The 24,043-nt window shown below is 68.9% G+C and carries 24 protein-coding genes; 12 read left to right on the top strand and 12 right to left on the bottom strand.

Annotated elements, in window-relative coordinates:
* Positions 1 to 3 precede the first annotated feature (3 nt).
* From LV457_RS17680 to LV457_RS17660, 5 genes are read right to left on the bottom strand one after another with little or no spacing between them, the layout of a single operon-like run.
* Positions 4 to 1,101 carry an AAA family ATPase gene (locus LV457_RS17680; RefSeq protein ID WP_232172831.1) on the bottom strand — a complete coding sequence of 366 codons (1,098 nt, stop codon included), beginning with the start codon at positions 1,099 to 1,101 and terminating at the stop codon, positions 4 to 6.
* Entirely contained in the window at positions 1,098 to 2,513 is a 1,416-nt protein-coding gene (locus LV457_RS17675) for a DUF4132 domain-containing protein (RefSeq protein WP_232172830.1), read from the bottom strand. Before LV457_RS17675 ends, LV457_RS17680 begins: the two co-directional genes overlap by 4 nt.
* Before the next feature lie 29 nt (positions 2,514 to 2,542).
* On the bottom strand, positions 2,543 to 3,433 hold the full coding sequence (locus LV457_RS17670; protein WP_232172829.1) for an alpha/beta fold hydrolase: 891 nt from the start codon (positions 3,431 to 3,433) through the stop codon (positions 2,543 to 2,545).
* A gap of 33 nt (positions 3,434 to 3,466) precedes the next feature.
* Positions 3,467 to 4,546, bottom strand: coding sequence for an inositol-3-phosphate synthase (locus LV457_RS17665; protein ID WP_232172828.1), 1,080 nt, complete (start codon positions 4,544 to 4,546; stop codon positions 3,467 to 3,469).
* Positions 4,547 to 4,584: 38 nt separating this feature from the next.
* The gene (locus tag LV457_RS17660; protein WP_232172827.1) at positions 4,585 to 5,127 is read right to left on the bottom strand and encodes a PadR family transcriptional regulator; all 543 of its coding nucleotides are present in this window, start codon (positions 5,125 to 5,127) and stop codon (positions 4,585 to 4,587) included.
* 235 nt (positions 5,128 to 5,362) lie between these two features.
* Here LV457_RS17660 and LV457_RS17655 point away from each other — a divergent pair, with 235 nt between their 5' ends.
* The 3 genes from LV457_RS17655 to LV457_RS17645 all read left to right on the top strand — a co-directional run bounded on the left by LV457_RS17655 (position 5,363) and on the right by LV457_RS17645 (position 9,994).
* Positions 5,363 to 5,785, top strand: a complete 423-nt coding sequence (locus LV457_RS17655; RefSeq protein ID WP_232172826.1) for a DUF5318 domain-containing protein — start codon at positions 5,363 to 5,365, stop codon at positions 5,783 to 5,785.
* A 34-nt stretch (positions 5,786 to 5,819) separates the two neighbouring features.
* Positions 5,820 to 8,234 (top strand): transglycosylase domain-containing protein, encoded by a 2,415-nt coding sequence (locus LV457_RS17650; protein ID WP_374198883.1) that lies wholly within the window; start codon positions 5,820 to 5,822, stop codon positions 8,232 to 8,234.
* 155 nt (positions 8,235 to 8,389) lie between these two features.
* Positions 8,390 to 9,994, top strand: coding sequence for a glycosyltransferase family 87 protein (locus tag LV457_RS17645; RefSeq protein WP_232172863.1), 1,605 nt, complete (start codon positions 8,390 to 8,392; stop codon positions 9,992 to 9,994).
* Here LV457_RS17645 and LV457_RS17640 read toward each other — a convergent pair.
* Positions 9,991 to 10,386 (bottom strand): nuclear transport factor 2 family protein, encoded by a 396-nt coding sequence (locus tag LV457_RS17640; RefSeq protein ID WP_232172824.1) that lies wholly within the window; start codon positions 10,384 to 10,386, stop codon positions 9,991 to 9,993. The two genes, LV457_RS17645 and LV457_RS17640, sit on opposite strands and share 4 nt — an antisense overlap.
* Before the next feature lie 197 nt (positions 10,387 to 10,583).
* Here LV457_RS17640 and rpsF point away from each other — a divergent pair, with 197 nt between their 5' ends.
* From rpsF to dnaB, 5 genes are all read left to right on the top strand, one after another.
* On the top strand, positions 10,584 to 10,874 hold the full coding sequence (rpsF, locus tag LV457_RS17635) for a 30S ribosomal protein S6 (RefSeq protein ID WP_144957140.1): 291 nt from the start codon (positions 10,584 to 10,586) through the stop codon (positions 10,872 to 10,874).
* A gap of 70 nt (positions 10,875 to 10,944) precedes the next feature.
* On the top strand, positions 10,945 to 11,460 hold the full coding sequence (locus LV457_RS17630) for a single-stranded DNA-binding protein (protein ID WP_232172823.1): 516 nt from the start codon (positions 10,945 to 10,947) through the stop codon (positions 11,458 to 11,460).
* Positions 11,461 to 11,521: 61 nt separating this feature from the next.
* The gene (gene rpsR, locus LV457_RS17625) at positions 11,522 to 11,776 is read left to right on the top strand and encodes a 30S ribosomal protein S18 (protein WP_232172822.1); all 255 of its coding nucleotides are present in this window, start codon (positions 11,522 to 11,524) and stop codon (positions 11,774 to 11,776) included.
* A 33-nt stretch (positions 11,777 to 11,809) separates the two neighbouring features.
* The gene (gene rplI, locus LV457_RS17620; RefSeq protein ID WP_232172821.1) at positions 11,810 to 12,268 is read left to right on the top strand and encodes a 50S ribosomal protein L9; all 459 of its coding nucleotides are present in this window, start codon (positions 11,810 to 11,812) and stop codon (positions 12,266 to 12,268) included.
* A 486-nt stretch (positions 12,269 to 12,754) separates the two neighbouring features.
* Positions 12,755 to 15,385, top strand: coding sequence for a replicative DNA helicase (gene dnaB, locus LV457_RS17615; protein WP_232172820.1), 2,631 nt, complete (start codon positions 12,755 to 12,757; stop codon positions 15,383 to 15,385).
* 650 nt (positions 15,386 to 16,035) lie between these two features.
* On the opposite strand, the gene LV457_RS17610 is transcribed toward dnaB, so the two are convergent.
* A complete protein-coding gene (locus tag LV457_RS17610; RefSeq protein WP_232172819.1) occupies positions 16,036 to 16,893 on the bottom strand; it encodes an oxidoreductase in 858 nt (285 codons plus the stop codon).
* A 100-nt stretch (positions 16,894 to 16,993) separates the two neighbouring features.
* On the opposite strand from LV457_RS17610, the gene LV457_RS17605 reads away from it, so the two are divergent.
* Positions 16,994 to 17,818, top strand: coding sequence for a helix-turn-helix domain-containing protein (locus LV457_RS17605; RefSeq protein ID WP_232172818.1), 825 nt, complete (start codon positions 16,994 to 16,996; stop codon positions 17,816 to 17,818).
* 210 nt (positions 17,819 to 18,028) lie between these two features.
* Here the strand turns inward: LV457_RS17605 and LV457_RS17600 are convergent, their stop codons facing one another.
* Both LV457_RS17600 and arr read right to left on the bottom strand, forming a co-directional pair.
* Positions 18,029 to 18,472 (bottom strand): hypothetical protein, encoded by a 444-nt coding sequence (locus tag LV457_RS17600; protein ID WP_232172817.1) that lies wholly within the window; start codon positions 18,470 to 18,472, stop codon positions 18,029 to 18,031.
* A 200-nt stretch (positions 18,473 to 18,672) separates the two neighbouring features.
* Positions 18,673 to 19,110, bottom strand: coding sequence for an NAD(+)--rifampin ADP-ribosyltransferase (arr, locus tag LV457_RS17595; protein ID WP_232172816.1), 438 nt, complete (start codon positions 19,108 to 19,110; stop codon positions 18,673 to 18,675).
* Positions 19,111 to 19,345: 235 nt separating this feature from the next.
* Here arr and LV457_RS17590 point away from each other — a divergent pair, with 235 nt between their 5' ends.
* Both LV457_RS17590 and LV457_RS17585 read left to right on the top strand, forming a co-directional pair.
* Positions 19,346 to 19,579 (top strand): hypothetical protein, encoded by a 234-nt coding sequence (locus LV457_RS17590; protein WP_232172815.1) that lies wholly within the window; start codon positions 19,346 to 19,348, stop codon positions 19,577 to 19,579.
* Positions 19,580 to 21,100 carry an amino acid permease gene (locus tag LV457_RS17585; RefSeq protein WP_232172814.1) on the top strand — a complete coding sequence of 507 codons (1,521 nt, stop codon included), beginning with the start codon at positions 19,580 to 19,582 and terminating at the stop codon, positions 21,098 to 21,100.
* A 4-nt stretch (positions 21,101 to 21,104) separates the two neighbouring features.
* On the opposite strand, the gene LV457_RS17580 is transcribed toward LV457_RS17585, so the two are convergent.
* Positions 21,105 to 22,004 (bottom strand): LLM class F420-dependent oxidoreductase, encoded by a 900-nt coding sequence (locus LV457_RS17580; RefSeq protein ID WP_232172813.1) that lies wholly within the window; start codon positions 22,002 to 22,004, stop codon positions 21,105 to 21,107.
* 31 nt (positions 22,005 to 22,035) lie between these two features.
* Complete coding sequence (locus LV457_RS17575) at positions 22,036 to 22,503, bottom strand: MarR family winged helix-turn-helix transcriptional regulator (protein WP_232172812.1); 468 nt, start codon at positions 22,501 to 22,503, stop codon at positions 22,036 to 22,038.
* A gap of 63 nt (positions 22,504 to 22,566) precedes the next feature.
* On the opposite strand from LV457_RS17575, the gene LV457_RS17570 reads away from it, so the two are divergent.
* Positions 22,567 to 23,253, top strand: coding sequence for a nitroreductase (locus LV457_RS17570; RefSeq protein ID WP_232172811.1), 687 nt, complete (start codon positions 22,567 to 22,569; stop codon positions 23,251 to 23,253).
* Positions 23,254 to 23,534: 281 nt separating this feature from the next.
* On the opposite strand, the gene LV457_RS17565 is transcribed toward LV457_RS17570, so the two are convergent.
* Positions 23,535 to 23,921, bottom strand: coding sequence for a DUF222 domain-containing protein (locus LV457_RS17565; protein WP_374198882.1), 387 nt, complete (start codon positions 23,919 to 23,921; stop codon positions 23,535 to 23,537).
* Between the last annotated feature and the right edge of the window lie 122 nt (positions 23,922 to 24,043).

Genomic DNA, 24,043 nt, shown 5'->3' with positions numbered 1-24,043 from the left:
GCCTCAGCGGTCCAGCTCCGGCCGGGCCGCCAGCGCCCGCTGCCACTGCGGCCGGTCGCCCGCCCGGTCGGCGACGACGACGTCGAAGTAGTGGCGCAGCTTGGTCCCGTCGTCGGGGTTGTCCTTGAGCACGGTACCGATCAGCTGGCGGGCGACGTGCTCGCCGCCGACGCGGCCGTCGCCGAAGTAGTGCGCGTCGAGCGCGGCGGCGTAGCCGACCGCCACCGCCTCGGCGGACGACATGACCGCCGCGGGCCGTTCCACGGCGACGCCGTCAGCGGTGGTGCCGGTCCGCAGGTCGGCGAACACGTCGACGAGCAGGTCCACCACCTCGGCGTCGAGGCGGGTCGTGACGTTGGCCCGGGCCAGCAGGTCCGCGGTCTGCTCGCGGATCAGCCGCGCTTCGAGCCGGCGGTCGTCGATCGGGTGGACGGTCTCGAAGTTGAAGCGGCGCTTGAGCGCGCTGGACATCTCGTGGACGCCGCGGTCGCGCAGGTTGGCGGTCGCGACCACGTTGAACCCGGCGCGGGCGAACAGCACCGACTCCTCGCCGTCGAGCTCGGGGATGTAGAGCACCTTGTCGCTCAGCATCCCGATCAGCGAGTCCTGGATCTCCGGCTGCACGCGGGTGATCTCCTCGAACCGGCACAGCGCGCCGTCTTCCATCGCGCGGTGCATCGGCCCGCGCACCAGCGCGCGGCGGGTGGGACCTTCGGCGAGCAGCAGCGCGTAGTTCCACGAGTAGCTGATCTGGTCCTCGGTGGTGCCCGAACCGCCTTGTACCGCGTTGGTCGAGTCGCCGCTGATGGCCGCCGCGAGCAGCTCGGAGAGCATGCTCTTCGCGGTGCCCGGCTCGCCGACCAACAGCAGCGCCCGGTTGCTCATCAGCGTGACGATGCAGCGGTCGATCAGTGCGTCGTCGCCGTAGTACTTGGTGCGCACGCCCAGCTTCCGGTCGCCGACGACGAACGCGCGCACCGCCCGCGGCGACAGCCGCCAGCCGTCGGGCCGGGGCCCGCTGTCGGCCGCGGCGAGCGCGGCGAGTTCGTCGGCGTGGCGGACCTCGGCGGGTTCGCGCAGGGCGGGGGCGGCGGCGGTCATCGGTGTCCAGTCTGCCGCCTGCGGTCCGCCGCAGCGCCGGTTCCGGCGGCCACGATCTGCATCAGATCGTGGTGCACCTCGCTCAACAGCACCGCGGGCACCTCCCCGAGCCGCAGCCGCAGCGGCGGCCGGTCGGGGTCGTCGGTGAGCCGCAGGAACGACGCCGCGCTCATCGCGACGGGCTCGGGATTCTGCGGGGACGCGTCGCCGGTGTAGGTGAAGACCACCGAGAGCTGCAGCGTCGGGAACACCTTCTGGAAGTCGTCGCTGCCTCGGACATAGCCGCGCCGGGTCGCGCCGTCGCGCAGGGCGCCGTAGCGCACCCGACAGCCCTCGACGACGCCGAGCGTGCGCTGCGCGGCCGCCTCGGCCGGCAGCCGGTACGCCGGGGCGAACTGGTCGAACAGCGGCGTGACGCCGTAGTCGGCGAGGTGGTCCCGCCACGGCACATGCTCGGCGGGCGGCACCGTCAGGCTGTGCGCCACGGCGACGAGCGCGTCGGCGCCCAGCACCACCTCGTCGTCGGCGGTGTCGGTCAGCGTCCCGTCGTCGAGGGGCCGAAAGCAGCGCACGGTGCCGTCGGGCGCCGCGGCGGTCCACACCAGCCGCTGGGTCAGCGGCCCGACGAGCGGATGCCGCTGCAGATGCGTCGACCACTCGGGATAGGGCCAGCGCCGCTGCGCGCACATGGCCCCGTAGAGCCGGTCCGTCTGCTGCGGCGCGGTGGATCTGACCAGCGAGCGGGCCGCCGCGAGCGCCTTTTTCGCGGCGGCGACGGCGGCCGGGTCGTCGGCCTGCCGGGCGGCCGGCAGCGTCGTGAGCGGTCGGCCGTCGGGCCCGCGCAGGGCGATCGAGAGGTCCGGGTGCAGCACCGCGGAAAAGGCCCGCGACCCGTAGTCCAGCCGCAGGGTGCGGCGATTGTCGAACCCGGCGTCGGGCACCGTGCGGTCGGCGAGTTCTTCGGCGGTCCAGCCGTGGCGGGCGGCGACGGCCGCCAGGTGCGTGAGCGCCGCGTCGCGCAGGGCGGCGCTGCGAAACCGGGTCGCACCAGCGAGCAGGGCCTGCACGGCGTGCGGCCGGTCGCTCGCGGCGAGCATCGTCAGTAACGCCTTCGCCGGTGCGATGCGGGCGCCCGGACGCTCCAGATACGCGCGGGCGATCGCCACGGTGTCGTCACCGGCGCAGCACGCCACCACCGCGAGCACGCTTTTGGCGGCCGTGCTGCCGGTCGCCAGCCACTCCCGCAGCAGCCAGCCCGCGAACGCGTCGCGGTCCGCGGGATGCAGTTCGGCGCAGCGCTCCCGCAGCTCGGCGTCGGGGCCGCCCTTGTCGAGCACCGCCCGCTCGACGAGCGCCCGCAGCGTCGACGGTGCGACCGGGGTGTCGCGGCCGGCCCAGCGGACCGCGGGCATCGTCTCCCACGGCACCCACTGCAGGGACTTCAGCTCCGCAGCACACCCCGCAGCAGCTCGACGAGCACCCGCGGCTGGTCGCTCTGCACCGAGTGCCCGGAATCGGCGACCAGCCGGACGCCGTCGAATCCCGGTGCGGTGCGGGCGAATTCGTCGGCGTCGGCGTCGTCGACGAACGCCGAGCGCGCGCCGCGGATCAGCGTGGTCGGCACGGTGAGGCGCGGGACGTCGTCCCACAGCCCGTCAAACCCGTCGCCGGTGCGCAACGTGTCGTACCGCCAGGTCCAGCTGCCGTCCTCCAGCCGCCTGGCGTTGTGGAAGACGCCGCGCCGCAACGACTTACGGTCGCGGTGCGGCGCCGCGGCGATCGTCACGTCGAGCATCTCGGCGAAGCTGCCGAACGTGCGCGGCCCGGACACCAGCGCGACGGTGCCCTTCTGCTCCTCGGTCATCTCCTGGTGTCTGGCCGGCGAGGTCGGCGTCACGTCGATGAGCACCAGCCGGCGCACCAGGTCCGGCGCCGTCACCGCCAGCCGGATCGCGGTGAGCCCGCCGAGCGACATGCCGACGACCAGCTCGGCGTCGGGCGCCAGCTCTCGCACCACCGGCTCGATGGTCGCGGCGTTGCGCGTCGGGCCGTAGTCACCGTCCTCGCGCCAGGCGGAGCGGCCGTGGCCGGGGAGATCGAGCGCCAGCGCCGGCTCGCCGAGCCCGAGGATGACGGTGTCGAAGGTGTGGGCGTTCTGGCCGCCGCCGTGCAGGAAGACCACCCGGGGTGACGGCTCGCCGAACTTCAGCCCGCTGATCGGCCCGACGTCGATGCGCCGCACCGGCGGAACCGTGGTCACGCCGGCCTGCTCGGCGTTCTCGTCGAGCAGCGCGAACTCGTCGAGACCCGCCAGCTCGTCGTCGGAGATCACGCGTCGGACCCTACCCACCGAACGGGGAGCAGATCAGCCCTCGATGAACTCCTCGAGCTGCGCCCGCGCGATGTCGTCGGGCAGCTGCTGCGGGGGGCTCTTCATCAGGTAGGCCGACGCGGCGACGACGGGGCCGCCGATGCCGCGGTCCTTGGCGATCTTCGCCGCGCGCACCGCGTCGATGATGACGCCCGCCGAGTTCGGCGAATCCCACACCTCGAGCTTGTACTCCAGGTTCAGCGGCACGTCACCAAAGGCGCGGCCCTCGAGCCGCACGTAGGCCCACTTGCGGTCGTCGAGCCAGCCGACGTGGTCGGACGGGCCGATGTGGACGTCCTTGGTCTTGAACTCGCGCTGCAGGTTGCTGGTGACGGCCTGCGTCTTGGAGATCTTCTTCGACTCGAGCCGCTCGCGCTCGAGCATGTTGAGGAAGTCCATGTTGCCGCCGACGTTGAGCTGCATGGTGCGGTCGAGCTGCACGCCGCGGTCCTCGAACAGCTTGGCCATCACGCGGTGGGTGATGGTGGCGCCCACCTGGCTCTTGATGTCGTCGCCGACGATCGGGACGCCGGCGTCTTCGAACTTCTTCGCCCACACCGGGTCCGACGCGATGAACACCGGCAGCGCGTTGACGAACGCCACACCGGCGTCGATGGCGCACTGCGCGTAGAACTTGTCGGCCTCCTCCGAGCCCACCGGCAGGTAGGACACCATGACGTCGACCTTCGCGTCCTTGAGCGCCTTGACGACGTCGACGGCCTCGGCGTCGGACACCTCGATGGTGTCGGCGTAGTACTTGCCGATGCCGTCGAGTGTCGGGCCGCGCTGCACCACCACGTCGGTGGGCGGCACGTCGGCGATCTTGATGGTGTTGTTCTCCGACGCGAAGATCGCCTCCGACAGGTCGAAGCCGACCTTCTTGGCGTCGACGTCGAACGCCGCGACGAAGTTGACGTCGCGCACGTGGTACGGGCCGAACCGCACGTGCATCAAGCCGGGAACGGTGACGTTCTCGTCGGCGTCCTTGTAGTACTGCACGCCCTGCACGAGCGACGACGCGCAGTTGCCGACTCCGACAATGGCGACCCGAATTTCGCCTGCATGGTCCGTCATGGTCGTTCCCTCCTGTTGAAAGCTGGTCTTGCTGGTGATTACGGCTGCTCGTGGCCCTGCGCCACGCGTTCGGCGGCGATCAGCTCGTTGAGCCACCGGACTTCCCGTTCGCTCGACTCCAACCCGAGTTGGTGCAGCTGGCGGGTATAGCGGTCGAACGAACTGCTGGCCCGTGCGACGGCTTCACGCAGGCCTTCCCGGCGTTCCTCCACCTGCCGACGACGCCCTTCCAAGATCCGCATGCGCGCCTCGGCGGGCGTGCGGTTGAAGAAGGCCAGGTGAACCCCGAAGCCGTCGTCGGTGTAGTTCTGGGGTCCGGTGTCGGCGACGAGTTCGGCGAACCGCGCGCGACCGGCGTCGGTCAGCTGGTACACCCGTCGGGCCCGGCGCATCTTGGCGGCGCCGTCGGCCGCCGCGCCCTCGCTGATGAGGCCGTCGGCCTGCATCCGGCGCAGCGCGGGGTACAGCGAACCGTAGGAGAACGCCCGGAACGCGCCGAGCAGCCCGGTGAGGCGCTTGCGCAGTTCGTAGCCGTGCATCGGCGACTCGAGCAGGAGTCCCAGGATGGCCAGTTCCAGCACCGCGGACACCCCCCTTTGCCGATCGTTGCGGATGCGCCGCTAGGGCGTTCCGACACCTCGCGCAACTGTATCGCGCCGATATAACCATGGCCAAGGGGAGGTGACGAGTAGGCGAACGGACGGTAGAGGTCCGGTTACTGACGCCGCAGCACAGCAGCGGAATCGGTGGCATGCCGGTGTCGGCGGGAAGCCGGTCGCCGCCTCGGCGTCGGGGCGGCGACGTACGCTTGTCGGCGTGCGACTGCAGCGACAGGTGGTGGACTACGCCCTGCGGCGGCGCTCACTGCTGGCCGAGGTCTACTCGGGCCGCACGGGTGTCACGGAGGTGTGCGACGCCAACCCCTATCTGCTGCGGGCCGCGAAGTTCCACGGCAAGACCAGCTCGGTCATGTGCCCGATCTGCCGTAAGGAACAGTTGACGTTGGTGTCGTGGGTGTTCGGCGATCACCTCGGGGCGGTGTCCGGTTCGGCCCGCACCGCCGAGGAACTGGTGCTCCTGGCCACCCGCTTCGACGAGTTCTCGGTACACGTGGTGGAGGTATGCCGCACCTGCAGTTGGAATCACCTGGTCAAGTCGTACGTGCTGGGTCAGCCGAAACCCGCCAACCCGCGTCGCGGCCGGTCGGCCCGCAACGGCGCACGTACGGCCAGTGAATAGCGGCGACGGACGCGACGACCGGCCCGGTAGCCACATCCCCGCGGGGGGTGGCGGCCGGCCGCGCGGCCCCGCATCACCGCCGCCGGGGCCGCCGCGGTCCGGCGCGCCGCGGCCGCCCCGCCCGCCGGCGCCGGACCACCGGCCGACCACCGTCCTCCCGCCGGTGCGGGACGACACCGCACCGCTGCGCGACAACGTCGCCGCCGTCAAGGCCGCGATGGAGGGCAATCCGCCACCGCGCCCGCCCGATGGTGGTCGACGGGCCGGCGCACCCGGCGGGCCGCGCCGGCGCCTGCGGGTCAACGGGAAGTGGGTGCGGCGGGGACTGATCGCCGCGGCGGTGCTGTTCCTGGTGCTGCCGCTGGTGACGTTCGGCATGGCCTACGCCATGGTCGACGTGCCGCAGCCCGGCGACATCCGCACCAACCAGGTGTCGACGATCCTGGCGAGCGACGGCTCGGAGCTGGGGCGCATCGTGCCGCCGGAGGGCAACCGCGAGGACGTCAGCATCGACCGCGTGCCGGTGCACGTGCGTGACGCCGTGATGGCCGCCGAGGACCGCGACTTCTACTCCAACCCCGGCTTCTCCTTCACCGGCTTCGCCCGCGCCGCGAAGAACAACTTGTTCGGCGGCGACACCCAGGGCGGCTCGACCATCACCCAGCAGTACGTCAAGAACGCGCTGGTGGGGTCGGAGCGGTCGGGGCTGGGCGGCATCATGCGCAAAGCCAAGGAGCTGGTCATCTCGACGAAGATGAGCGGCGAGTGGTCCAAGGACCAGGTGCTCGAGGCCTACCTCAACATCATCTACTTCGGTCGCGGCGCCTACGGCATCTCGGCCGCGTCCAAGGCGTACTTCGGCAAGCCCGTGGAGCAGCTGACCGTCGCCGAGGGCGGGCTGCTCGCGGCGCTCATCCAGCGGCCGTCGACGCTCGACCCGGAGGTCGACCGCGTCGGCGCCGAGGACCGGTGGAACTGGGTGCTCGACGGCATGGTGACCATCGGCGCGCTGTCCGAACAGGAGCGTGCCGCCCAGGTCTTCCCGGTGACGGTCCCGCCGGACCTGGCGCGCCAGCAGACGCAGACCACCGGGCCGAACGGCCTCATCGAACGCCAGGTGACCCGCGAGCTGCTCGAGCTCTTCGACATCGACGAGCAGACGCTCAACACCGAGGGCCTGCAGATCACCACCACCATCGATCCCAAGGCGCAGTCCGCGGCGCAGGACGCGGTGGCCGAGTACCTCGAGGGCCAGAACCCGGACATGCGGGCCGCGGTGGTGTCCATCGACCCCAAGACCGGCGGGGTGAAGGCCTACTACGGCGGCGCCGACGCCAACGGCTTCGACTTCGCGCAGGCCGGTCTGCAGACCGGCTCGTCGTTCAAGGTCTTCGCGCTGCTCGCGGCGCTGGAGCAGGGGATCGGCCTCGGCACCCAGATCGACAGTTCGCCCGTCGAGGTCAACGGCATCAAGATCACGAACGTCGAGGGCAACTCCTGCGGTACGTGCAACATCGCCGAGGCGCTCAAACGGTCGCTGAACACCAGCTACTACCGGCTGATGCTGAAGCTGCAGGACGGTCCGTCCGACGTGGCGGAGGCCGCCCACAAGGCCGGCGTCGCCGAGAGCTTCCCGGGGGTCGAGCACACGCTCAGCGAGGACGGCCGCGGCGGGCCGCCGAACAACGGCATCGTGCTGGGGCAGTACCAGTCGCGGGTGATCGACATGGCGTCGGCGTACGCCACCATCGCCGCGTCGGGGGTGTACCACCGGCCGCACTTCGTGCAGAAGGTGGTCAACTCGCAGGGTCAGGTGCTGTTCGACGCCGCCCAGCAGAACAACGACGGTGAGCGGCGCTTCGACGAAGCGGTCGCTAACAACGCCATCGCGGCCATGCAGCCCATTGCGGCCTACTCGAACGGCCACGCGCTCGCCGGCGGCCGGCCGTCCGCCGCCAAGACGGGCACCGTGCAGCTCGGCGACACCGGTGACAACAAGGACGCCTGGATGGTCGGGTTCACGCCGTCGCTGTCGACGGCCGTGTGGGTGGGCACCGCGGAGGGCACCCAGCCGTTGGTGACCAGCGGCGGCTCACCGGTCTACGGCTCGGGCCTGCCGTCGGACATCTGGAAAGCCACGATGGACGATGCGCTCGAGGGCACCGACGTCGAGACGTTCCCGAAGCCGACCGCGATCGGGGGTTTCGCCGGACCGCCGGCAGCGCAGCCGCCACCGCCGTCGTCGTCGGCACCGCCCACGCCGACGTCGGTGACCACGTCGCCCGCGCCGGGCACGGTGATCCAGCCGTCGATCGAGGTGGCGCCGGGCATCACGATCCCGATCGGCCCGCCGACCACGGTGCCGGCCGCGCCGCTGCCGGGCGCCGAGCCCGTGCCGCCGGCCGCACCGCCGCCGTTCGGCGCGCCGCCGCCCGTCCCGGTTCCGTGAGCGACGGCGCCTCGGAAGAGCCACCGCGGACGCGAGGAGCACAAGAGGCACCGCGGACGCGAGGAGCACAAGAGGCACCGCGGACGCGAGGAGCACAAGAGGGACCGCGGACGCGAGGAGCACACTCGCAGGCGACCGCTGACCGGCGGGCGATCCTGTCCCCGGTGCCGCTGGCCGACGACCTGCGCAGCGCGGACGACCGCGACCTGCCCAGCCGTACCGATGTGCTCGGCGCCGCGGTGGCCGACGCGATCGGCGGGCCGGTCGGCCGCCACGCGCTGATCGGCCGGACCCGGTTCTTCACCCCGCTGCGGGTGATGTTCCTGCTGACGCTGGTGGTCCTGGCGCTGGGGTGGAGCACCAAGGCGGCGTGTCTGCAGACCCAGGGCGGGCCGGGTCCGCCGAACGCGCTGCACGCCAACTGGGAGAACAACCGCGCCTACTACCAGCTCTGCTACTCCGACACCGTGCCGCTGTACACCGCCGAACTGCTCGACCGGGGGCTCTTCCCCTACAAGTCGAACTGGATCGAGGTCGACGGCAGCGGCACGCCACAAACCACCTACGACGGCAGGCCCGCCGTGCGCTACATGGAGTATCCGGTGCTCACCGGCCTCTATCAGTACGCGGCCATGGCGCTCGCCAAGACCTACACCGTGGTGACCGGCCTGGTCCCGATACCGGTCGTCGCCGAAGTGGTGATGTTCTTCAACTTCTCGGCGATCGGCCTGGCGCTGTGCTGGCTCGCGGTGGTGTGGGCGACGGCGCGGCTGGCGGGGCGCCGCATCTGGGACGCCGCGCTCGTCGGGGTGTCACCGATCCTGATCTTCCAGATCTTCACCAATTTCGACGCCATCGCGGTGGCCTGTGCCACCGCCGGGCTATTGGCGTGGGCGCGGCGCAAACCGGCGCTCGCCGGTGTCCTGATCGGGCTCGGCGTAGCCGCGAAGCTCTATCCGGCGCTCCTGCTGCTGCCGCTGCTGCTGCTCGCCGTGCGCACCAACGTGCTGCGGCCGTGGGCCGTGACCGCGGCGGCGTCGGTCGGCACCTGGTTCGTGGTGAACCTGCCGGTCCTGGCGCTGTTCCCGCGCGGCTGGTCGGAGTTCTTCCGGCTGAACGCCCGCCGCGGCGCCGACATGGATTCGCTCTACAACGTCGCGGCGTCCTACACCGGCTGGCAGGGTTTCGACCCGAACCTCGGGTTCTGGCAGCCGCCGACCGTGCTGAACGCCGTCGTCGCCGTGCTCTTCGTCGGCTGCTGTGCGGCCATCGGATACGTCGCGCTGACGGCGCCGCAGCGGCCGCGGGTGGCGCAGCTGGCGTTCCTCGTGGTGGCGGCGTTCCTGCTGACGAACAAGGTGTGGAGCCCGCAGTTCTCGCTGTGGCTGATCCCGCTGGCGGTGCTGGCGCTTCCGCACCGGCGAATCCTGTTGGCGTGGATGACCATCGACGCCCTGGTGTGGGTGCCGCGGATGCTCTACCTGTTCGGCGAGGATCGGCGCGGCCTACCCGAGCAGTGGTTCACCACCACGGTGCTGCTGCGCGACGTCGCCGTGATCGCGTTGTGCGCGTTGGTGATTCGGCAGATCTACCGGCCCGCCGAGGATCTGGTCCGCCACGGTGGCCGCATCGACGACCCGGTCGGCGGCATCTTCGACCGCGCGCCCGACGCCTTCCCGGCGTGGTGGCCCGGGCGGCTGCGGCCCCGCCCGCCGGCCGCGGCGCCGCAGGAGCGCGAGCCGGTCGGCGCGGCCGGCTAGGTGCTCGCCCCGCTCTTGCGCTCCGCGCTGAGGAACGCCGCCGAGTCGTAGTAGGTGCGGAACGCGTCGATGGTGTCGCCGTCGCCTTCGAGCACGCTGATCCCGTCGTAGGTGAAGTCGGTGCCGTCGCGCAGCGTCCCGGTCGACGTCCACTCCAGGTAGGCGATGCCGTCGTCGACCACCCGGTGGGAAAACGACGACTCGATGTCGCCGAAGACCTCCCGGTACTGCTTCCAGAAGGTCTTGGCGCCGTCCTTGCCGCGTTCCCCGTGCGGCAGGCCGGCTTTGGTCAGCGTCGCGTCGTCGGAGAACAGCTCGGCGATCGGTCCGGCGTCGCCGGTGCGGTGCAGTTCGCCCAGCGCGTCGACGAATTTCTCGGTCAAGTTCTGCATGGCGGCCCGGTTACCCGGCGCCGCGTGGCCCACACCGCGGTGACGACGCCGTCAGATTTGCGTCGCAGTGTCGGGCGGCCCCGGCAATTTGGGTGGCGAACCGCCGTCGCTGTAGCCTGGGACGGTTGCCGACGCAGGCGACCCTCCTGCCACGGACACGCCGTGGCCGCAACGACCATAGGAGGTGATGGGTTCACATGCGTCCATACGAAATCATGGTCATCCTCGACCCCACGCTCGACGAGCGCACTGTCGCACCGTCGCTGGAGACGTTCCTCAACGTCATCCGCAAGGACGGCGGCACGGTCGACAAGGTCGACATCTGGGGCCGCCGCCGGCTGGCCTACGAGATCGCCAAGCACGCCGAGGGCATCTACGCCGTCATCGACGTCAAGGCCGCGCCCGCCACGGTGTCCGAGCTCGACCGTCAGCTCAGCCTGAACGAGTCGGTGCTGCGCACCAAGGTGATGCGCACCGACAAGCACTGAACGTCCGTTTCTTGTCGCAGGCCTTGCGTAGGCTCGCCCGCAACTCGTACCCAACCTCTCGGAGGACATCGTGGCTGCTGGTGATACCACCATCACCGTGGTCGGCAACCTGACGGCCGATCCCGAACTGCGCTTCACCCCGTCCGGTGCCGCCGTCGCCAACTTCACGGTGGCGTCGACGCCGCGCATCTACGACCGCCAGAGCGGGGAGTGGAAGGACGGCGAGGCGCTGTTCCTGCGCTGCAACATCTGGCGCGAGGCGGCCGAGAACGTCGCCGAGAGCCTCACCCGCGGTTCCCGGGTGATCGTGACGGGACGGCTCAAGCAGCGCTCGTTCGAAACCCGCGAGGGTGAAAAGCGCACGGTGATGGAGGTCGAGGTCGACGAGGTCGGCCCGTCATTGCGCTACGCCACGGCCAAGGTCAACAAGGCCAGCCGCAGCGGTGGTGGCGGCGGCGGGTTCGGCAGCGGCGGTGGCGGCGGTTCGCGGGCCGCGGCGCCGGCCGGCCCCGCCAACGACGATCCGTGGGGCAGCGCCCCGGCGTCGGGCTCCTTCGGCGGCGGCGACGACGAACCGCCCTTCTGACCACACCCAGTTCATCGCGCGGCCGCGCCGCGCAGACATTTCCAGAAAAGAGTGATCAAGCATGGCCAAGTCGACCAAGCGGCGCCCGGCGCCGGAGAAGCCGGTCAAGACCCGCAAGTGCGCGTTCTGCGCCAAGAAGGGTCAGGTGATCGACTACAAGGACACCGGGCTGCTGCGCACCTACATCAGCGAGCGCGGCAAGATCCGTGCCCGACGCGTGACCGGCAACTGCGTGCAGCATCAGCGTGACATCGCCGTCGCGGTGAAGAACGCCCGCGAGGTGGCGCTGCTGCCGTTCACGTCCACCGCCCGGTAGCCGCACGAGCATCGAGACGAAACCGAGAACACGATGAAACTGATTCTGACCGCCGAGGTCGAGCACCTCGGCGCCGCCGGCGAGACCGTCGAGGTGAAGGACGGCTACGGCCGCAACTACCTGCTCCCACGCGGCCTGGCCATCCAGGCGAGCCGCGGCGCGCAGCGGCAAGCCGACGACATCCGTCGCGCCCGCGAGCTCAAGGCCGTCCGCGGCGTCGAGCACGCCAACGAGATCAAGGCGGCGCTCGAGGCGCTCGGGCCGATCAAGCTCACCGGCCGCACCGCCGGGGACTCGGGCAAGCTCTTCGGCTCGGTGACCGCCGCGGAGATCGTCTCGGCCATCAAGAAGGCCGGCGGACCGAACCTGGAGAAGCGGACCGTGCAGCTGCCCAAGGCGCACATCAAGTCACTGGGCACCTACACCGTCGGCATCGACCTGCACCCCGAGGTGAGCGCCGAGGTGACCGTCGAGGTCGTCGCGGCGAACTAGCCGACATCAGCGTAGGACCACGTGGGGGCCGGAAACGGCCCCCACGTGGTCGTTGCCGGACGCGGTAGGGGTACGCGGGCGAACCCGGCGAGCAGCGGCTTCGACAGCTAACGACACGAGGTGTTTACCCGGACAACGGTCGGTCGCCGCCCAACACGCCCACAACCGCCATCCTGCGCGACACGCCGACGCGGGAACTACTCACAGCTTGGCAATCGATGTCAAGCCGTTGACCAGTGCTTATCCTTCGCCGGGTTGCGGCTGTCCACAAGTAGTCCCCAGGTGCTGCACACCGCTGTCCTGGCGTTTGCACAATTCACTCACATCCTCATGCACAGGCCGGTTTGGCAGGCCCGTCAGCAACCTCTAGCGTCAGGCGGCAGCCGAGCCCGGCGTCGGCTCGCGGCGGGATGTCAGACCCCGCTGGTAGACATTAGACGAACTGGCGTTCGAGTGAATGCGCGAGCGAGGAGGGAGGCCGCGGCCGTGGCCGTCGTCGACGATCTCGGACATCCCGGTGCGGATGCGCCGCCGCGCAACGAGGAATTCGGGCGTCAGCCACCGCAGGACATCGCCGCCGAGCAGTCGGTGCTCGGCGGCATGCTGCTGTCGAAGGACGCCATCGCCGATGTGCTGGAGCGGCTGCGGCCCGGCGACTTCTACCGGCCCGCGCACCAGAACGTCTATGACGCGATCCTCGATCTCTACGGCCGCGGCGAGCCTGCCGACGCGGTGACCGTCGCGGCCGAGCTGGACCGCCGCGGGCTGCTGCGCCGCATCGGTGGGGCGCCGTATCTACACACCCTGATCTCGACGGTGCCCACTGCGGCCAACGCCGGTTACTACGCCACGATCGTCAGCGAGAAGGCGCTGCTGCGCCGGCTGGTCGAGGCCGGCACGCGGGTCGTCCAGTACGGCTATGCCGGTGCCGAGGGCGCCGACGTCGCAGAGGTGGTCGACCGGGCTCAGGCCGAGATGTATGACGTGGTGGACCGGCGGGCCAGTGAGGATTTCGTTCCGCTCGAGGACCTGCTGCAGCCCACCATGGACGAGATCGACGCCATTGCGTCGAACGGCGGAATTTCCAAGGGCGTGCCGACGGGCTTCACCGACCTCGACGACCTCACGAATGGCCTGCACGGCGGGCAGATGATCGTCATTGCGGCAAGGCCCGGTATGGGCAAGGCGCTGGCGCTCGACACTCCGCTGCCTACGCCGGACGGATGGACCACGATGGGCGAGGTCGCTGTCGGCGACCTGTTGATCGGCGATGACGGACTGCCTACCCGGGTCGTTGCGGCGACCGGGGTGATGGTGGAACGGCCGTGCTTCGAGGTTGAATTCTCCGACGGCACCGTCATAGTCGCGGACGCTGAGCATCAGTGGTTGACCGAGACACGTGCGTCGGGGCGGTCTGCACAATCGGCCGCATCGAGCAACACCAGGACCAAGAATCAACGGACCTTCGCCGGGATCCGCACCACAGAGGAGATCGCCAAGACACTGCGCTGCTCCACGGCCGACAAGCGGTTGAATCACTCGGTGGTCAATGCCGCCGCGTTGCAGGCTCCCGAGCGAGAGCTGCTGATACCTCCGTACACCCTCGGCGCCTGGCTCGGCGACGGTACGTCCGCTGCGGCGAGGCTCACCACCGCGGATCCCGAAATCGTCATGCGGATCGAAGCCGAGGGCATCGTTACGCGTAAATCCCCCTCCGCTGCACTTCAGTACGCACTGTTGCTGCCCGAGGCGCCGGCCGTCGAAGCGCGTCAGCGCGCAGTGTGCGGCGCAGTGTTCGTCCCTAGAACGAGCGAAGTGCGGACGTGCGGACGGTCCTGTGGTGGTCGCGCCCGCTTCTGCACGGCGCCGGTGCCCTCGCCCAAGTGCCCGCGCTGTGGTCGACCGTCGTGCGGGCTAACGATGTGCCAGACGTGCCGGAACGCGGTTGGCACGCTGCAGGCGCGGCTGAGGACGCTCGGTGTGCTCGGCAACAAGCACATTCCCCTGGCATATCTTCGTGCCTCCGAAGCGCAGCGTCGGGCTCTGCTCGCGGGACTCCTCGACACCGACGGCACCGTCACCGCCAGCGGCTCCATTCAGTTCTCCGTCACCGATGAGAGGTTGGCGACAGACGTCGCCGAGCTGGTGGTGAGCCTGGGTTACCGGTGTCAGGTCGCGACGAAGCCGGTCAAGGGCCGCCGTGAGCGATCGTCGACTGCGTACACACTGAACTTCACCACCGACGACACGGTGTTCGGTCTGTCGCGAAAGGCGCTACTGCAGAAGGAGCGCCGGGCGCGTGCCTCCGGTGCCCGGATCGGTTCACGTTTCATCGTCGACGTCCGCAGCGTCCCGAGTGTGCCCGTGCGGTGCGTCGAGGTCGACAATGCCAGCCACATGTACCTGGCCAGCCGGTCGATGGTGCCGACGCACAATTCCACGCTTGGACTGGATTTTCTGCGGTCGTGTTCCATCAAGCATCGGATGGCGAGCGTGGTGTTCTCGCTGGAGATGAGCAAGACCGAGATCGTCATGCGGCTGCTCTCGGCGGAAGCGACGATCAAACTGTCCGACATGCGCTCGGGCCGGATGAGCGACGACGACTGGACCCGGCTGGCGCGGCGGATGAGCGAGATCAGCGAGGCGCCGCTGTACATCGACGACTCGCCGAACCTCACCATGATGGAGATCCGCGCGAAAGCCCGTCGGCTGCACCAGAAAGCGGATTTGAAGCTTATCGTCATCGACTATCTGCAGCTGATGACGTCGGGCAAAAAGGTCGAGTCACGTCAGCAGGAGGTGTCGGAGTTCTCCCGTCAGCTCAAGCTGCTGGCGAAGGAGCTGCACGTCCCGGTCGTCGCGATGAGCCAGCTGAACCGCGGACCCGAACAGCGGACCGACAAGAAGCCGATGCTCGCGGATCTCCGCGAGAGTGGCGCGATCGAACAGGACGCGGACATGGTGGTGCTGCTGCACCGCCCCGACGCGTTCGAACCGGACAACCCGCGCGGCGGCGAGGCCGACCTCATCGTGGCCAAGCACCGCAACGGGCCGACGAAGACGGTGACGGTGACCAATCAGCTGCACGTATCCCGCTTTGCCAATATGGCGCACTGATTAGACCGGTTGTCGAAATACAACGAAGATGAACAACCGCGTCGAATTGTTGAACAAGGTACTTAGGACACCTATATATCGGCTATCGAGATGAAGGCGCACCTCAGGCCGGTTGTGGTTTCACGTCGGCCGTCGTCATGTCGCTCGTTTCAACGTTCGTCTTTTTCACCCCCCAAGTCCCGGTGTCGTAATGCCTCGCCGTCGCCTGCCTCTCCGGGTCGAGCCGTTGGCTGGTAAGCGGTCGATTCCTGGCTGGAGGCAACCGCTGCGAGTATGCAAACGACGGTCGGCGCGCTGGCGCGACTGGCGGGGCTTTCGGTTGCGGCGCGACCGCAGTGGGTCAGGTGGTCGGCCCAGAGGAATCGATAGCTTTGGCAGCGGCGACGGGTGTCTCTGAGGTCGCGATTCAAGCATTGACGCTGTCGTCTTACAACAACCGGGCGCTGCGACCTCGGCGGGTGTCGCCGCCGGGTCGGTCGCGTCCCCGGCCACCGCTGTCCCGGCGGCCGAGAGCGTGCGCTGGAGGTCGGTGAGACGATCCGGATCGCGGGCGATCAGACCGACCGGGTGACCCTCGGCAGCGAAACGCTGCGCGGTCGCAGCCCCGCCGCCTGGTCCGGCGCCGACGATGATCAATGCGCCCGCCCCGGTCATGAGGCCTGCCTGTCGGCACTCGTCGTCAACGCCTCGTTGGCGTCGACCTCGGCGCGCAGGCGATCCAGGCGTGCGCGGATCCCGCCTAGTGCGTCGGAGCCCAGGAGCAGCCGCAGCGGCGGATCGTCGGCGTCGACGACGGCGGCCATCGCCGCGGCGGCTCGCGCGGGATCGCCCGGCTGGTTACCCGACACCGATAGCGTGCTGTCCCGGCGCTTGCCGGCGGTGTCGTCGTAGTCGGGGATCCGCACGGGGGACTGCTGCATCGATGCGCCCGCCCACTCAGTTCGCATCCCGCCGGGTTCGATGATCGTGACGCCAATGCCGAGGGGGGCAAGTTCGGCGGCCAGTGACTCCGACAGACCCTCCAGGGCGAATTTGGTTGCATGGTAGTAGCCGGTGGCCGGGAAGGCAGCCAGGCCACCGAACGACGAGATGTTGAGGATGCGTCCACTGCGGCGGGCCCGCATGCCGGGTAACACTGCCTTGAGCACCGTGGTCACCCCGTGCACGTTGGTGTCGAAGAGATGGCGAATGGCTTCGTCCTCACCTTCTTCGATGGCGGCGAGGTACCCGTAGCCGGCATTGTTGACGACGACGTCGATGCGCCCGAACACGCGTTCGGCTTCGGCGACTGCGGCGCCGACCGAACCCGGATCGGTGACGTCGAGTGCCAGGGCCAGCGCGCGGTCGCCGTGGCCTTCGGTCAGGGGGACGACGGCTTCTCGGTTGCGAGCTGTGACGGCGACGCGGTCGCCGCGCTGCAGGGCGTGCTCGGCCAGCGCCTTCCCAAGGCCGCTCGAACATCCGGTGATGAGCCAGACCGGCGTTGCTGAATCAGTTGATGTGGTCATGTGTTCCATCGTGGCCAGCGTCGCCCGGGGGGTGCCACGCCTTCTTGAGGGTGGCACCGCCAGGGCTAGCCTCAGGCGCAGTAGCACTACGATGCGGGAGATGGAACCAGAGGCGCACTCTTTGGGTTCGTTCCTGCGGAGCCGTCGTGAGCGTGTCGATCCGCGATCGGCTGGCGTGGTCCTGGTCAACCGCCGTCGCGTGCCGGGACTGCGCCGCGAAGAGCTAGCGACACTTGCCGGCGTCAGCGCCACCTATTACGCGCGACTTGAGCAGGGCCGCGACCGCAATCCCTCACCGGAGGTACTGGACGCCATCGCCGATGCGCTGCGGCTCGATGACGCCGAGCGCGAACATCTGCATCGCCTGGGTGCACCGGCACCGCGGCGCGCCAGCACAGATCGCGCGGTGACCGAGACCGTGCGACCGGGTGTGCGGGAAGTGCTGACCCTGTGGTCGAACCTGCCCGCCTTCGTGGTCAATGCTCGCCGCGACGTTCTAGCCGCGACCGAGCTGGCCGAACGGGTCAACCCTGGCTGGGCCCCTGGCGGCAATCTCGCGGTTTTCACCTTCCTCGACGCGCGGGCCAAGCACACCTACCCGGACTGGGAGGTGATCGCCGGCCAGGTCGTGGCCGGGTTGCGCAGCGCGTCTGCGGCCTATCCCGACGGTGACGTCGAACAGCTCGTCGAACACCTCGCAACCGAGGACGCGACGTTCGCCGAGCTGTGGGCCGCACAGGATGTGTATGCCCGCACCATCGGCGAGAAACGATTCGCCATCGACGGACTCGGTGTCATTACGCTGCAGTTCGAGGCCTTCAGCGTCGACGGGGCGCCCGGTCAGACATTGTTCGTGTATTTCCCGGCGCGTGGCAGTGCTGATGAGACCGCGTTCGCGCGGTTACGCGCGCAGACCCCAGCGTGAGGTGCCGGGATTTCGGGCACTCATCGGTACAAGGCCACGCACGGTTTTGCGGCTAGCCGTGCCGGTGTTGGCGGCCGCAATCCAAATCCTTTATGAAGGAGCATGTTTGGGTAGGCCGATACCCCGGCCGGTCTCACAACCAAGTACCAGAAATTTCCGCAGCAGACGCCTGTGTGTCGGTGTCAACGTGTCGGGGTAGGCCGCGAAGAATCAATCCGGTCCGGGTTCCGGGGTTTGTTCGGCGCTCTCCTCGCAGTCCTTCAGGTAGTCGCTCTTGGTGTATGTCTGCCCTAGTCGCCGTCGGCGCTCGGCTTCTTGGACCGCGCGCCTGCGGTTGCTTTCGGGTGCGTGAACGAGTTCGCGGTACAGCTCGTTATCGACGGCATACACGCCCGCGATCGGCTCCCGCAGGTGTGCTCGGTAGACGGCGTCGGCGTAGGCGAGGGGGTCTTGTCCGGCGTTCTGGCGTCGAATGAACTCTTTCCGCAGCTCGTGTAGTGCCTGTTCCCTGCTGGGCGCGCTCACGGACCAGTCAGCGCCCGGGTAGAACGCGGTCCATGTGTCGCCGCCGGGTTCGACCTGCGGTTCCATGTCGAATGCGTATTTTGTCAGGTCGTCTGCTGAATGGTCGCCGTCTTGGGTTGGCTGGTTCACCCTTCCTCCTAGTCGACGGGTGATCGGGCTTCATGGCAATTCTCCGCCGCTGTCGTCGGTGGGGCTCCAGTAGTTTCCGACGCCCAGGTCTGGACAGCGCGCCGAGCGCCGGTAGTTCCCGGCTACCCCGCCGGGCCGCAGACACCTCGAGGGTGTTAGCAAAGGCCACCAACCTCGCGATGCCAGCGGATGCGCGGCCCTCAGTCATAAAGCACCGCTTCGCCCTTGCGCCGCAACTCGTCGAGCCCCGCTCGGAACGCCGCGAGGTATTCCGGTGAATGACCCACCCAGTCGGTGACCTCGCCGACGATCTTCACCGGATTCCTGCTGCGATACGAGTGCGTCGGGTTGCCGGGGAATTTCTTGTCGGTCACGTTCGGGTCGTCCTCGACGTGCCCCTGCGGGTCCACGATGTAGACCCGGCACGGGCCGTCCCCCACCGCCATCTCGGCTGCGAGGACCGCGCCGTCCAACACCTTGGTCATGTAGACGTGATTCGAGATGTGCCCGGGCTTGTAGTTGGAGGGATGACCCGGCTCCAGGTAGTCCCCGATCCGCAGGTTCGCCTTCGTACCGTGGAAGTACGCCCCGGATTCGTGCACCGTGAATCGTTCCGGCCGGTCCGCAATATCTGCCATCGAAACCTCCATCTGTCCTGGTTGCCGGGCGATTCTGCACCGCACACCGGGCCTTGCGGCAAGCCCCCGTCCCGGTCGTAAACTGAGGTTGGGATCGATCCCCGCTGCACTTTGCGCTCGACGTGGCGGCCGTCGCCCCACCGCTCAGATCCCATGACGCCGTTCTGTCGTCCGAGACGCACGAACGATGTTGACTGTGGGTACGGGTTCTCCGAACTACAGGCGGGTGGCGACCATGGACTTTCGCGCAACGACACCGTTGATCGGTATGACGATGGTGTTCCTGGCCATGGGCATCGTGGCGGTGACCGCATACCTGCATGTGGGCTGGTGGTCGGCCGTCGGCTACGCGATCGCCGCGGCGATCGCGGTCTTCGGGTTCGTGTTCACCTTCCGCGACGTGCCCAACCCACCCATCCCGGTGCCACAGGCCATGAAGACCGACGACGCGATCGACAGGGAGCAGTAAATGAACCCGACCGCCGAATCGGCCGACGCGGAATCCCGAGGCGCCGCCGCCCGGGAGGCCGCCCTGACCGCCGAGGACGCGGGCTACCACAAGGGACTCAAGCCCCGGCAACTGCAGATGATCGCGATCGGCGGAGCGATCGGCACCGGCCTCTTCCTGGGCGCCGGCGGCCGCCTGGCCAACGCCGGGCCGGGACTGTTCCTCGTCTACGCGGTCTGCGGCGTGTTCGTCTTCCTGATCCTGCGCGCGCTCGGTGAGCTGGTGTTGCACCGGCCGTCGTCGGGCTCTTTCGTGTCCTACGCGCGCGAATTCCTCGGGGAGAAGGCGGCTTACGTCGCCGGCTGGATGTACTTCCTCAACTGGGCCATGACCGCCGTCGTCGACTCGACCGCCATCGCCACCTATTTCCACTACTGGTCGGCGTTCGACGTCATCCCGCAGTGGACGATCGCGCTGGCCGCCCTCGCCGTGGTCCTCGCGATGAACCTGATCTCGGTGACGATCTTCGGTGAGCTCGAGTTCTGGGCCGCCCTCATCAAAGTCGTCGCGCTGCTGACGTTCCTGGTCGCCGGCACCATCTTCTTGGCGGGCCGCTACCACATCCAAGGCCAGCCAACGGGTTTCAGTGTGATCGCCGATCACGGCGGATTGTTCCCGGCGGGCGTGTTCCCGTTGGTCATCGTCACGTCTGGCGTGGTCTTCGCTTACGCCGCAGTCGAATTGGTTGGCACCGCGGCGGGGGAGACCGCCGAACCTGCGAAAATCATGCCGCGCGCCATCAACTCGGTGATCGCCCGCATCGCGTTGTTCTACGTCGGCTCGCTGTTCCTGCTCGGCCTCTTGCTGCCCTACAGCGCCTACCAGGCCGACGAAAGCCCGTTCGTCACGTTCTTCTCCAAGATCGGCGTCGGGGGCGCGGGCACCATCATGAACATCGTGGTGTTGACGGCCGCCTTTTCCAGCTTGAACGCAGGCCTCTATTCGACCGGCCGGATCCTGCGGTCGATGTCGATGAACGGCAGCGCCCCGAAGTTCACCTCGCGCATGAACACCCGCGGCGTCCCCTACGGCGGCATCTGCCTCACCGCGGCAATCGGCCTGCTCGGCGTATTCCTCAACGGCGTGGTGCCGGAGGAAGCCTTCGAGATCGTGTTGAAGGTCGCGGCCCTGGGCATCATCGCGTCCTGGGGCACCATCGTGATCTGCCAGATCCAGCTCTACCGGTGGTCGAAGAAGGGCATCCTGAACCGCCCGTCGTTCAAGCTCTGGGGTTCGCCCTTCACCGGCTACGCCACGCTGGCCTTCCTGGTGGCGGTGCTGGTGCTCATGGCGATGGATCCGCCGATCGGCACGTGGACCGTCGGCAGCCTGGTGGTGATCGTTCCACTGCTGATCGTCGGATGGTTCGCGGTACGCACACGCGTGCAGGCGGTGGCCGAGGAACGCATCGGGTTCACCGGCCAGTTCCCGGTAATCGCCGAGCGCCCGGCGATCGGCAAGAACCGACCGAAGGACAGCTGACGGGTCAAAGCTGCAGGGCGGCAGCCAGTTCCCGCAATGCCGGCCGGGGGTCTGCGGTCAGTCCCTCGCCGACGACCTGAACGACCACGTGATCGGCACCGGCATCGAGGTGTGCGGTGAGCGACGCGGCGGCCTGCTCGGCGCAACCCATCCCGACGAGTGTACGGACCAACCGGTCGGATCCGCCGCGCTCCAGGTCGGACTCGTCGAAACCCTGCCGCAGCCAGGAGTTTCGGTAGTTCTGCAGGGCCAGGTAGGCCGCGATGTGGGCGCGGGCACGCCGGAATTGATCCTGCGCATCGCCGCCGATCGCCACCGCCTGCTCGGAGATGACCCACTTGCTCGGTCCCAGGATCGCGCGGGTCGCCGCGGTGTGCCCTGGTGTGACCAGGTAGGGATGGGCGCCGTCGGCAAGCTCACCGGACAGCGCGATCATCTTCGGACCGAGCGCCGCCAGCACCCGGGCGGGCCGGGCGCCCGCTTCGATCTCCGCGGGCAGCGCGTTCATCCGCTCCAAATAGGTGCGCATCGTCGCCAGCGGCTTGGTGTAGGTGCCCTTCATGCTGTTCTCGACGAAGGGTGCGTGGCTGACGCCGAGGCCCAGCACGAAGCGCCCGGGATGCAGTGCCGCGAGCGTGCGCGCGCCGCCTTCGGCGGGTGTCGGGATGCGGAAGTGGATGTTGGCGATACCGGTGCCGATGACGAGCCGGTCGGTCGCGGCCAGGAACGCGGCCGATTCGACGAGTGCGTCCTTGCCGCCGCCTTCGGGCATGAACAGCGATCCGAAACCCATGCCTTCGATGTCGCGCGCCACCTCCTGCGCCTCGCGGATCGGCCACGCTTCGCTGTTCCACCAGACGCCGACCCGGCTCGGGAATTCAACGGTGGCGGTCTTGTTCGTCAACAGCAGTCCTTTCACGAGCTGGTGGCCGGCGTCAGTCACCGGCGGGATGGGCGAGCGCGTCGAGCGTCTGCCGAAGGCTGTCGACGTCCTCCCACGTAAGTCGGCAGGCCGACTTGATCTGACCGTTCACACGGCGGATGTCGGGTTCGAGCGCCCGCCCCTTCGCGGTCAGGTCGACCAGCACGCGACGTTCGTCGGCCGGGTCCCGCACGCGGGTGACCATGCCGGCAGCCTCCAGCCGTTTGACCAGCGGCGTGATGGTGCCGGTGTCCATGTCCAGCCGGGCACCGAGTGCGCCCACCGTCTGCGGTGCGCGCTCGAGCAGCGCCAGCATCGCCAGGTACTGGGGAAACGTCAGGCCCAGCGGCTCCAACAAGGGCTTGTGCAGCCGGACGACGCGGTTGGCCGCCCCGTACAACGCGAAGGACAGCTGCTGCCCGAGCTTGTCCCGGCAGTCCGACGACAGTTCCGCCGGCTTGTCTCTAGTGTGCGACCCCATAGTACGCTAGATAGTAGCACCCAACAGGCCTGTCCGGCCGAACCGCCAATCCGAGGAGTCCCTGTGACCACGACGTCCACCACGCCAGCCGTCGATCTGCTGCGCTCGCGCTACTCGGTGCGGAGGTTCTTGCCGAACCCCCTCACGGCGGAGGACATCCGCGGCGTGCTCGAGGACGCGCAGACGTCGCCGTCGAACAGCAACACCCAGCCGTGGGTGGTGCACGTGGTCTCCGGAGGCGTCCGTGACGCGGTCAGCGAGGCGATGCTGCGGGCGTACGAAGACGACCGGCCCTCACCGGACTTCACCGCCGGTTACGGTGACGGCCCCTACGCCGAACGAGCGCAGCGCCACGGTGCGACGCTCTACGGAGCGCTGGGTGTGGCACGGTCCGACGTCGAGGGCCGGCGTGACGTGGTGCGCGACAACCTGCGCTTCTACGGCGCACCCCACGCGGCATTCCTGTTCATGCCCCTGCTGGGCGACGGCGTGCGCACCGCCGCCGACATCGGCATGTACGCCCAAACTTTCCTGCTGTCGCTCACCGCGCGCGGCTTCCACGGCATACCGCAGACGATCCTCGGGATGTACGCCGACGCGGTCCGCGAGGTGCTCGGCGTGCCCTCCGAATTGAAGCTGCTGTTCGGCATCTCCTTCGGCACCGCTGACCCCTCGGCCCCGGTCAACGACCTGCGCATGCACCGACTGCCGATCGAAGACAGCGTCGTCTTGCACGACACACCGGCCTGAGCCCGACGAAGCCGGGTCTTGTGCAGGCGCGTACTGGCGCCCGGGGTCAGTTGGGCGGGGGTGGGTGCGGTGGGAAGGACTGGTGCCGCTTCGGCGTCCCACCCCGCCTCGACGAGGCGCAGGAAGCAGGGCCGCCTCGAACGTGGCCGCATCGACCCGTGGCAGCCGGATGCGCCAGGTGGTGTACGCATCGTCGACCAGCTTTGTGATCGAGCGGTGCAGTTCCGGTCGCGGTTCGGGATCGGGCCGCAGTTCGAGCTTGACGGCGGTGCGAAACTGAGTCACGGCGGCCACCGCGGCCAACGCCGCATAGTGGGCATCGGATCTGTCGGCGGCGTGTTCGGCGACGACCTCCAGCCGATCAGCGACAGCCGGCCTTCGCGTAGGGCCTCGGCGCAGCGCGGGAACTCGTCGAGCCGACGCGCGACGGCCACCATCGTCTCGGCGTTGCGCGGGGTGGCGCCCCGTCTTCCAGGCCACCAGCGACGGACCGACCGGGCGCCGGTCATCCCGCACAGGTCCGCGCGCTCCAGCTCGGCGACGATGTCGACGATCCGGCCGTCGATCGCGTTGCGCTGACCGCTCAGTTCCGCCAACTCGTCGAACAACGCGTCCAGGCGCTCCCGGGGAGACACCTCACCCGTGAAAGTGGCGGTGGCGGTGGACATGTCGTCGGTGTCGCAGCAGGGTCCGACAAGTGGCCGCGAGCAGCTTCGGTGGCCGGCAACGACGGCCTGTCGTGAACCCTCGCGATTCGGGTACCCCCACCGGACACGGTGGCCGACGCGAG

Origin of the sequence: Mycobacterium sp. MYCO198283 (assembly GCF_021213805.1) — a bacterium.
In the GTDB taxonomy this organism is placed as follows: domain Bacteria; phylum Actinomycetota; class Actinomycetes; order Mycobacteriales; family Mycobacteriaceae; genus Mycobacterium.
This window is presented reverse-complemented; position numbering and strand designations above follow the sequence as displayed.